General features: G+C 66.4%; 6 protein-coding genes. 2 read left to right on the top strand and 4 right to left on the bottom strand.

All coding sequences use genetic code 11. From position 1 onward, the window contains the following. Nucleotides 1-113: 113 nt before the first annotated feature. The 4 genes from AB0I18_RS08245 to AB0I18_RS08230 form a co-directional block, all read right to left on the bottom strand. On the bottom strand, nucleotides 114-578 hold the full coding sequence (locus tag AB0I18_RS08245; RefSeq protein ID WP_363104565.1) for a hypothetical protein: 465 nt from the start codon (nucleotides 576-578) through the stop codon (nucleotides 114-116). A 116-nt stretch (nucleotides 579-694) separates the two neighbouring features. Continuing rightward, the gene (locus AB0I18_RS08240; RefSeq protein WP_363104564.1) at nucleotides 695-1,960 is read right to left on the bottom strand and encodes an MFS transporter; all 1,266 of its coding nucleotides are present in this window, start codon (nucleotides 1,958-1,960) and stop codon (nucleotides 695-697) included. Between the two features lie 78 nt (nucleotides 1,961-2,038). Then, entirely contained in the window at nucleotides 2,039-3,121 is a 1,083-nt protein-coding gene (locus tag AB0I18_RS08235) for an inositol-3-phosphate synthase (protein ID WP_363104563.1), read from the bottom strand. A 44-nt stretch (nucleotides 3,122-3,165) separates the two neighbouring features. After that, on the bottom strand, nucleotides 3,166-3,849 hold the full coding sequence (locus tag AB0I18_RS08230) for a helix-turn-helix transcriptional regulator (RefSeq protein WP_363104562.1): 684 nt from the start codon (nucleotides 3,847-3,849) through the stop codon (nucleotides 3,166-3,168). 374 nt (nucleotides 3,850-4,223) lie between these two features. Here AB0I18_RS08230 and AB0I18_RS08225 point away from each other — a divergent pair, with 374 nt between their 5' ends. Then, on the top strand, nucleotides 4,224-6,947 hold the full coding sequence (locus tag AB0I18_RS08225; RefSeq protein WP_363104561.1) for a transglycosylase domain-containing protein: 2,724 nt from the start codon (nucleotides 4,224-4,226) through the stop codon (nucleotides 6,945-6,947). A 127-nt stretch (nucleotides 6,948-7,074) separates the two neighbouring features. Continuing rightward, nucleotides 7,075-8,580: a glycosyltransferase 87 family protein gene (locus AB0I18_RS08220; RefSeq protein WP_363104560.1), complete on the top strand. Its 1,506-nt coding sequence runs from the start codon at nucleotides 7,075-7,077 to the stop codon at nucleotides 8,578-8,580. Nucleotides 8,581-8,610: the final 30 nt, after the last annotated feature.

The raw sequence follows: 8,610 nt of genomic DNA, 5'->3' as shown, positions 1-8,610 counted from the left end.
CCCTGGGCGGTTTTCTTTTTACTTATAAATATCCCCCCCCCGCCTCTAGTGCCTAATACGTCGAGGGCCGTTGTTTCACGTGAAACAACGGCCCTCGACGTATGTCGCTCGCCTTACTTGACTTCGTTCAGGCAGAGGACGACGTCGTGGCCATCGCCCGTCTGGTAGTAGGAGATCGTGGCCTTCTTGACGGTCTCGCACTTCTTGCTGTCGCTGGTGTCCTCGAACTTCTCGACGACCTTGTACTCGGCATCGCTCGAGGAGCAGTCGACCGTCTTGAGGTCCGGGGTGCTCTGCGAGCCCTCGTTGTGCATGCAGCTGCCCACGGAGGTGGTCTCGGCGTCGCTCTGACCGAACCACCACTTGCCGACGGCTATGAGTATCGCGACGACTATGAACGCGCCGATGCGCAGCATCGTCTTGCTCACGCGCCTGGCCGGCGGCGCGGGAGGCGGCGGCATCGGAGCGCCCTGCTGGAAGGGCGGGTAGGGCTGCTGCGCGGGGACTCCCGGCTGCCCCAGGGGAGGGGTGGGCTGCTGAGCGTACGGATTCTGGCCCTGGGGTGGCGGAGTGGTCACTTTGGGGGTCCCCCTTGGATGTAGGAGCGCGTGGCGCGAAATAAGACGGACGTAAACTATCGGCCACCGCTGACAACTCTGTAGTCCAAAGGGGCTCTGTGGCCTTGATGTGACACTTACTGCAGTTCAAAGCGGGCCATAGCCGCAGCAACCGCCCCGTAAATAACGGCCACCGTTACCACCAGCGCGACTGAGCGGCCGTCAGGAGGCAGCATCAGGGCCGCTACACCGGCGGCGCCGACGAAGGCGACGTTGAACAGCACGTCGTACACCGCGAAGATCCGGCCACGAAAGCCGTCGTCGACGGACGACTGGACCACGGTGTCCGTGGCGATTTTCGCCCCCTGCGTGGTCAGGCCCAGAACGAAGGCCGCGATCAGTATGGGGACTTCGGCGAACGGCAGGCCGAGCGCGGGTTCCAGGACCGCGGCGGATGCGGCGCAAGTGATGATCCAGCCGCCGGCGCCCAGTCGGCCGGCCGCCGCCGGAGTCAGCACGGCCGCGGCGAAGAAGCCCGCTCCGGAGATGCCCACGGCAAGGCCGAGGAGGGCGAGCCCGTCGTCGTCCGGGCCGGATGACCAGGCGTACCGGCAGAGCATCAGCACCATGACCGTCAGGGCGCCGTAGCAGAACCGCATCAGCGTCATCGCGGTCAGGGCCCAGGCAGCCTCCCGCCGTGGTGGCTCGGCCAGATGACGTACTCCTGCCGCCAGACCGTGTGCCGTGCCGGCCAGTGCCGCCTTCAGCCGGGGCTGGACCAACTCCCGGTCGGGTCCGAGCAGTTCCGGTGCCAGGCGCAGCGCGGCGAGCGCGGAGCACACGTACAGAGCCGCCCCGACGAGAACGACCGCCGCATCGGAGTCCGAGGCGAAGAGTCGCACGACGAAGGCGAGACCGCCGCCGAGGGTGGCGGCGAGCGTTCCAGCCGTGGGCGAAAGGGAGTTGGCGATCACCAGGCACTCGGAATCGACGACGCGGGGCAGCGCGGCGGACAGGCCCGCCAGGACGAACCGGTTGACCGCGGTGACGCACAGCGCGGACGCGTAGAAGAGCCAGTCCGGCACGCTGCTCAGCATCAGCACGGCCGTCAGGGAGGCAAGCAGCGCCCGCAGCAGGTTGCCGTACAGAAAGACCTGTCGGCGCCGCCAGCGGTCGAGCAGGACGCCGGCGAAGGGACCGACGAGTGAGTACGGCAGCAGCAGTACCGCCATGGCGGAGGCGATCGCGGCCGCCGAGGTCTGTTTCTCCGGCGAGAAGACGACGTACGTGGCGAGCGCGACCTGATAGACCCCGTCGGCGCCCTGCGACAGCAGCCGGACGGCGAGCAGACGCCGGAAGTTCCGGACACGCAGGAGTACGCGCAGGTCACGCACGACAGCCATGGAGCACAGCCTCACATACGGGGAGGGTCCCCGGGCCTGTGACCCGGGGACCCTCAACAGAGCTCAGCGCAAACGGTCTCAGCGCTCGACCTCGCCCTTGATGAACTTCTCGACGTTGTCGTAGGCCTCGTCGTCGTAGTACTGAACCGGCGGGGACTTCATGAAGTAGCTCGACGCCGAGAGGATCGGGCCGCCGATGCCGCGGTCCTTGGCGATCTTCGCGGCGCGCAGGGCGTCGATGATGACACCCGCGGAGTTCGGGGAGTCCCAGACCTCGAGCTTGTACTCCAGGTTCAGCGGAACGTCACCGAAGGCACGGCCCTCGAGGCGGACGTACGCCCACTTGCGGTCGTCCAGCCAGGCGACGTAGTCGGACGGGCCGATGTGGACGTTGTCGGCGCCCATGTCGCGGTCGCGGATCTGCGAGGTGACGGACTGCGTCTTCGAGATCTTCTTGGACTCGAGGCGGTCGCGCTCCAGCATGTTCTTGAAGTCCATGTTGCCGCCGACGTTCAGCTGCATGGTGCGTTCGAGACGGACACCGCGGTCCTCGAACAGCTTCGCCATCACACGGTGCGTGATGGTGGCGCCGACCTGCGACTTGATGTCGTCACCGACGATCGGGACGCCCGCCTCGGTGAACTTGTCCGCCCACTCCTTCGTGCCGGCGATGAAGACCGGAAGGGCGTTGACGAAGGCGACCTTGGCGTCGATGGCGCACTGGGCGTAGAACTTCGCCGCGTCCTCGGAGCCGACGGGCAGGTAGCAGATGAGGACGTCGACCTGCTTGTCCTTGAGGATCTGGACGATGTCGACCGGGGTCTCGTCGGACTCCTCGATGGTCTCGCGGTAGTACTTGCCGAGGCCGTCGAGGGTGTGGCCCCGCTGGACCGTGATGCCCCTGTTGGGGACGTCGCAGATCTTGATGGTGTTGTTCTCGCTGGCGCCGATGGCGTCCGAGAGGTCGAGGCCGACCTTCTTCGCGTCGACGTCGAAGGCGGCGACGAACTCGACGTCACCCACGTGGTATTCGCCGAACTGGACGTGCATCAGGCCCGGCACCTTGGACGCCGGGTCGGCGTCCTTGTAGTACTCGACGCCCTGCACCAACGAGGCGGCGCAGTTGCCCACGCCGACGATGGCTACGCGAACCGAACCCATTCCGGTTGCTCCCTGTGTGTACTCGGTGAAGCCCTGAGCGGACTTCACGTGGCAGTGTCATCGGACGGATCCGGCCCGGGGGTACCCCCGGGCCGGGGCAGGCCGCCCGACTCCCCAGATGTGCTGTCCTGCTGAGCGGAGCCGTCGGATCCGGGACGCCGCTGGTCCCGTCCGGCCCGCTCGCTTTCGATGAGCTCGTTCAGCCAGCGCACTTCGCGCTCCACGGACTCCATTCCGTGGCGCTGGAGCTCAAGGGTGTAGTCGTCGAGGCGCTCCCGGGTGCGTGCCAGAGAGACGCGCATCTTCTCCAGGCGCTCCTCGAGACGGCTGCGGCGGCCTTCGAGGACCCGCATCCGTACGTCCCGCGACGTCTGCCCGAAGAAGGCGAAACGAGCCGCGAAGTGCTCGTCCTCGTACGCGTCGGGACCCGTCTGTGAGAGCAGTTCCTCGAAGTGCTCCTTACCTTCCGCCGTCAACCGGTAGACGATCTTGGCGCGACGTCCTGTGAGTGGCGCTGCGAGCGCGTCCTCAGGGGCGTTCCCCGGTTCCTCGATCAACCAGCCGTTGGCGACCAGCGTCTTGAGGCAGGGGTAGAGCGTCCCGTAGCTGAAGGCACGGAACACACCCAGTGACGTATTGAGTCGTTTGCGCAGCTCATAGCCGTGCATCGGGGACTCGCGGAGCAGCCCGAGGACGGCGAACTCGAGGATCCCGGAACGCCGGCTCATCGTCGCCTCCTCTCTGCCGCGGCCCTGCCGTGACGGTCTTTATGCCGAGCTGATGTATCGACTCGATACATCAGCACGATAGATCGGTCCGTCACCTGCGACAAGAGGGGGCGCGGTGAACGGCGTCACATCATCGATTCTCATGAAGCGAGTTGCCTGTTTTGGGGTGAACTTCGGCCCTAGGAGGGTTTTGACGGTGCGTAGTCTGTGCGCCATGCAAACCACCGGGAACCGAGTGACGCCTGGGGACGTCCTGGTCCTCGGTGCAGTACGGATGAATGCGGGAACGACCGCATCCGTACTTCGGGGGGACCGGAAACCAGCTGCCGTTTCCAGGCGTGCCAAGGTGCGCCTGCCCGAGGAGTAATCGTTCGATGAGCGAGCACCGTCGCAAACCGCCGCAGCCGCAGGGCGGCGGACGTGCCGCGGCCCGACGCGGCCAGACCGGTTCGTCCTCCGGTAGCCGTGCGGCACCGCGAGGCGCTACAGGATCTCCTTCCGGCTCGTATGACTCGGGAGGTGAGGAGAGCCCGTTCGGTAGCCGTGCCGAGGCCCGACGGGCCGCACAGAGAAGCAGCGGCGGCGGCCGGCGCAGAGCGGCCGACGGTGCGGGGCGCGGCGGTCACGGTGGTGGCGGCCGCCGTGGTGGTCCCGGCGGGCCGAGCGGGCCCGGCCGGGGCCGAGGGCGTGGGTCCGTCCCGCCGAAGAAGCGGATCATCGACTATCCACGCGCGGGCAAGTACGGGGCGGCACGTTGGGTGCCCTCGTGGAAGCTCGTGACGGGACTGTTCATCGGCTTCTTCGGCAGCATGATGGCAGTCGCGGGGGTCGCGTACGCACTGGTGGGCATCCCGGACGTCGCCAAGACGGCGGAGGCGCAGAACAACGTCTACTACTGGGCCGACGGCACTCAGATGGTCGCCACCGGCGGTGAGACCAACCGCCAGATCATCGACTACTCGCGGATCCCCAAGGCGATGCGCTACGCCGTCATCTCCGCGGAGAACAAGACGTTCGAGAACGACAAGGGCGTCGACCCCATGGGCATCGGCCGCGCCCTGTTCAACATGGCCAAGGGCGGCGACACCCAGGGCGGCTCCACGATCACCCAGCAGTACGTGAAGAACGCGATGCTGGAGGATCAGTCGCAGACGGTCTCGCGCAAGTTCAAGGAGCTCTTCGTCTCCATCAAGGTCGGGGCCGACGTCTCCAAAGAAGACATCATGGCCGGTTACCTGAACTCCGCCTACTACGGCCGCGGCGCCTACGGACTCCAGGCGGCGGCGCGCGCGTACTTCGGCACGGACATGGAGGCCGAGGAGCTCAACCCGAGCCAGTGTGCCTTCCTGGCGGCGGTGCTCAAGGGAGCCACGTACTACGACCCGGCAGGCGCGGAATCGATCGACCCCGCAGCCACGCCCGCTGCCAACCGTGAGCGAGCGGAGACCCGGTGGCGCTGGATCCTTGGCGAGATGGTCAAGGACGGTCACCTGAAGCAAGCGGAGCGGGCCAAGTACCCCGAGTTCCCCAAGCTCCAGAGCCCGCGGTCGAACGCGCAGCTGGGCGGCCAGATCGGCTATCTCGTCGACCTCGCCAAGGCGTACATCGTCAACAACACCGAGAAGACCGGGATCACTGAAAAGGATCTTCGAGAGGGCGGCTACGAGATCCACACGACCTTCGACAAGAAGAAGGTCAAGCAGCTCGAAGACGCGGTGAAGAAGGTCCGCAAGGAGAACATCAAGCCTGAACAGCGCCCGAAGACGGACAAGCACGTCCAGTTCGGCGGAGCCTCGGTGAACCCGGAAACCGGTGCCATCGAGGCCATCTACGGCGGTGAGGACGCGACCAAGCACTTCACCAACAACGCCGACCAGACCGGTGCCCAGGTCGGTTCGACGTTCAAGCCGTTCGTGTTGGCGGCTGCCATGAAGTGGGGAGTACGCGACGAGGACCTCGGGCCGACTCAGGCACAGGACGAGAGGACCAAGGTCTCTCCCGAGAGCCTCTTCAGCGGCAAGAACAAGCTCAAGATCAAGGACTACAACGGGGACATCTGGAAGGACAAGGACGAGAAGGAGTGGCTGCAGCGGAACGACGGCGACGAGTCGTACAACCCGCCCAGCTTCCAGATCGATCTCCGTGAGGCGATGAGGGTTTCCGCCAACTCCGCCTACGTTCAACTGGGTATGAACGTAGGCCTGGACAAGGTCCAGGAGTCCGCCCTGGACGCGGGCATCAAGGAAGGCACCCTGGCCAGCGCCAACTTCCCGTCCTTCTCCCTCGGTACCTCCGACCCCAGTGCGATCCGTATGGCCGGTGCGTACGCCACCTTCGCGGAAAGCGGCAAGCAGAACGACCCGTACTCGGTCGACGAGATCACGAACGAGGACGGAACGGTCTTCAAGCACGCGGACACGGCCAAGACGAAGCAGGCATTCACCCCGCAGGTCGCCGACAACGTCACCGACGTCCTCAAGACCGTCGTGGACGACGGCACCGGTACCGCGGCCAAGCTGGACGGCCGGCCGGTGGCGGGCAAGACCGGTACGACCGACGGCAACAAGTCCGCCTGGTTCGTCGGGTACACCCCGCAGCTCTCGACCGCGATCTCCATGTACCGCATGGACGACGACGAGTCCAACAAGAAGCGCGAGTTCCTGGAGATGTACGGAACTGGTGGCCAGAACAAGATTCACGGTGCTTCGTTCCCGGCCGAGATCTGGCACGACTACATGGAGCAGGCGCTCAAGAACACGAAGGTGGAGAAGTTCCCGACGCCCGAGCCCATCGGTGAGGTCGTCAACGACGTCCCGAGCCCGAGCGTGATCCCCACGCCCACCCAGACGGAGGAGGAAGAGGAGACGACCCCGTCCCCGACTCCCACTCCCAGCGAGCCCGAGCCCTCTCCCTCGCCCTCGGAGAGCGAGATCTGCAACAACCCGTTCGACCCCGCCTGCACAGACACGGGTGGTACCGATACGGGCGGAACGGACGCAGGCGGTACAGACGGAGGCGTGACGGCCTCTCCGACGGAGAGCGAGACCGGCAACAGCAGAGGCAACGGCAACGGCGGCATCTTCGGAGGAACGGGGTAGCCGCCACTGTGGGTGTTTCACGTGAAACATCCCGAGTGGGGTGTTTCACGAGAAACGAGGGCCGTCGCACCGACTCGGTGCGACGGCCCTCGGCGTATTCCCAGCCGCGTACGGCAGGATGTGCGGCATGCCCAGCGCAGAGACGACGCGAGCGAGCGCGCACGAGCCAGAGACGGTACGGCCGACCAAGGAGGACCCGGTCGCCGCGACCGGCAGCGAACTGTTCGGCGGCCCCATCGGACGGCGCGCCCTGCTCGGGGTGTCCTGGTGGACTCCCGTACGCGTCATCGCACTCGTCGCGATCGGCATGTTCGCCCTCGGGATGGTGCAGAAGCTGCCCTGTTACGACGGCGGCTGGTTCTTCGGGGCAAGCTCGCAGTACACGCACGCCTGCTACTCGGACATCCCGCATCTCTACCAGGGGCGGGGTTTCGCCGACGGGCTCGTGCCGTACTTCGACAAGCTCGAAGGCGACATGGAGTACCTCGAATACCCGGTGCTGACCGGTGTGTTCATGGAGGCGGCCTCCTGGCTGACGCCGGGCAGCGGGAGCATCCAGGACCGGGAACAGGTCTACTGGATGGTCAACGCCGGGATGCTGATGGTGTGTGCTGCCGTCATCGCCGTCTGCGTGACCCGCACTCACCGGCGGCGGCCCTGGGACGGTCTGCTGGTCGCTCTGGCACCCGCCTTCGCCCTGACGGCCACCATCAACTGGGACCTGCTGGCCGTCGCTCTGACGGCCGCCGCGATGCTGATGTGGTCGCGGGGCCGCACTCTTGCCTTCGGTGTCCTGCTGGGGCTCGCCACGGCCGCCAAGCTCTACCCCGTCCTGCTGCTCGGGCCGCTGCTCGTGCTGTGCTGGCGCGCGGGCAAGTGGCGGGAGTTCGGCACCGCCCTGCTCGGCGCGGCCGGCGCCTGGCTGGTGGTGAATCTTCCGGTCATGCTGCTCGCGCACGAGGGCTGGTCGAAGTTCTACACGTTCAGCCAGGAACGCGGCGTCGACTTCGGCTCCTTCTGGCTGATCCTCTCCCAGCGGATGGATACACCGCTCGCCACCGACACCGTCAACACGTCCGCCACGGTGCTGATGCTGATCTCCAGCGTGGGCGTCGCGGCACTCGCGCTGACCGCTCCGCGCCGACCGCGCTTCGCCCAGCTGGCATTCCTGATCGTCGCGGCCTTCATCCTCACCAACAAGGTCTACTCGCCCCAGTACGTACTGTGGCTGGTCCCACTCGCGGCGCTGGCCCGCCCGAAGTGGCGGGACTTCCTGATCTGGCAGGCGTGCGAGGTCGCGTACTTTATCGGGATCTGGATGTATCTCGCGTACACGACCAGCGGCGATGCTCACAAGGGGCTTCCGCAGGAGGGCTATCAAATGGCCATCGCCGCCCACCTGCTGGGAACGCTGTATCTGTGCGCCGTGGTCGTGCGCGACATCTTCATGCCGGAGCGGGACGCGGTGCGCCGCTCCGGTGACGACGATCCGTCGGGCGGAGTTCTGGACGGCGCGGGAGACGTCTTCGTCCTGGGCGCCGCAGCTCGTCCGCCGCGGCACGCGGCGCACATCGACGGGCCGACGGTGGAGTGGGGCAGCCGGAACGGTCAGGCGGGCGACAGTTCGCCCTGAGCGAACAGGGCGTAGGCGCGCTACGCAAAA

The organism is Streptomyces sp. NPDC050704 (genome assembly GCF_040654355.1).
GTDB lineage: Bacteria > Actinomycetota > Actinomycetes > Streptomycetales > Streptomycetaceae > Streptomyces.
The sequence above is the reverse complement of the archived record's forward strand: the minus strand, read 5'-3'. Positions and strand labels throughout refer to the sequence as shown.